Source organism: Vibrio sp. OPT41, from assembly GCF_015163595.1.
Classification (GTDB): Bacteria; Pseudomonadota; Gammaproteobacteria; order Enterobacterales; family Vibrionaceae; genus Vibrio; species Vibrio alginolyticus.
Genome location: NZ_JADDYH010000014.1, coordinates 197,791 through 199,414, shown reverse-complemented (window position 1 = coordinate 199,414; position 1,624 = coordinate 197,791). Strand labels below are relative to the sequence as shown.

At 44.7% G+C, this 1,624-nt stretch carries 2 protein-coding genes; one reads left to right on the top strand and one right to left on the bottom strand.

Annotated features, from left to right (window positions below):
- On the top strand, positions 1-1,039 hold a 1,039-nt coding region (locus tag IQP38_RS04640; protein WP_193837354.1), incomplete at its 5' end, for an alcohol dehydrogenase family protein.
- A gap of 205 nt (positions 1,040-1,244) precedes the next feature.
- Here IQP38_RS04640 and IQP38_RS26250 read toward each other — a convergent pair.
- Positions 1,245-1,624 (bottom strand): helix-turn-helix domain-containing protein (locus IQP38_RS26250; RefSeq protein WP_228009987.1); only part of this gene is annotated, 380 nt, incomplete at its 5' end.

The following is a 1,624-nucleotide window of genomic DNA, read 5'->3' as shown; positions in this document are numbered from 1 at the left end:
CCCGAAAGTCATGAAAGGCGTCCAACTTATCGGTCATGGTGGGCCAGATATGCTTCGTTACCGCGATGATCTACCTGTGCCAGTCCCCTCGCCTGATGATGTATTGATCCAAGTTGCCGCTGCCGGAGTCAATAACACCGACATCAATACCCGAACAGCATGGTATTCTAAAAATGACGCCAATAGCATGGATGCAAGTTGGTCAGGAGACGCGCTATCTCTCCCTCGAATCCAAGGTGCCGATGTATGCGGTACCATCGTCGCTGTTGGTGAGAATATCTGCCCATCACGAATCGGTCAGCGTGTGCTTATCGAACCATGTATTACGCGCTTCCACAGTCAAGCACTTAGCTCGCCTTGGTACTTCGGTTCAGAATGTGATGGTGGCTTTGCTCAGTTCACTGTTGTTGACAGTAAACATGCATATGCTGTGAATAGTAGTTTATCGGATATCGACTTGGCCTCCTTCCCTTGTTCTTATTCAACTGCCGAGAACATGCTTGTCCGCTCTAATGTCACAGCGAGCGATACCGTACTGATTTCAGGGGCATCCGGTGGTGTTGGCTCTGCCGCAATCCAACTGGCGAAGGCGCGTGGAGCATACGTCATTGCTATCGCCAGCCCAGAAAAGAAAGAACAGATCACGGCATTAGGAGCAAACCAAGTTATCCCTCGCGATGCAAATTTAACAGCGACTCTCGGAGAAAACAGCGTTGACGTAGTGATTGATTTGGTCGCAGGAGAGCAGTGGCCACAATTTCTTCAGGTACTAAAGCCAGGATCAAGATACGCTGTTTCCGGCGCCATAGGCGGCCCAATTGTCGAGCTGGATGTAAGAACTCTTTACCTTAAAGACCTAGCGTTATTTGGTTGTACCGTTTTGGCACCAGAAGTATTCGGTAACTTAGTTCGCTATATCGAACAGAACGCAATTCGTCCCTTAGTCGCGGAGTCATTTCCCTTGAACCAGATAGGTCAAGCGCAAGAAGTATTTTCACGCAAGCAACATATTGGGAAACTGGTTTTGGAAATCACATAGCTTTTGTGATTAACAACGACCTATACAAGTCATTGTAATTTGAGAACCCTTTAAGCATTCTACAAAATGTTCAGTAATTAGGAGTGCGCTACGGTTGGCTTAGCTTGTTATCCCTTTTCATCACGCTAAGCCAGCTTGTAAAAATATGCGGTGTTTGCTTCTGAGTTATAAATGTTTAATACCAACATTATCTTACTTCTGGCGTTCATGAACAGAACCGAGATCTGAACGACTTCGGTGTTAAACCTACGATTCTATTAAATATTTTCCTGAACGCGCTCACATCTTGGTAACCCACTCTAAATGATATTGCGTCAAATGTTAGGGTTGTCGACTCAAGTAAATCACAAGCTTTTTGTACTCTTAAGCTTTGTATGTATTGGTTAACATTGAAACCTGTCGCCTTTTTAAAGCGTCGCTGCAATGTCCTTTCTGTTAAACAACTCAACTCTGCAAGCTCTTTATTGCTCAGTTTTCCTTGATAATGATCGTTTATATAGTGCTGTATTTGAACAATTACCTCATCACCATGTTGGAAGTTTGGAGTAAACTGTTGATAAAAGCGTTGCTCTCTCGGACCAGTAT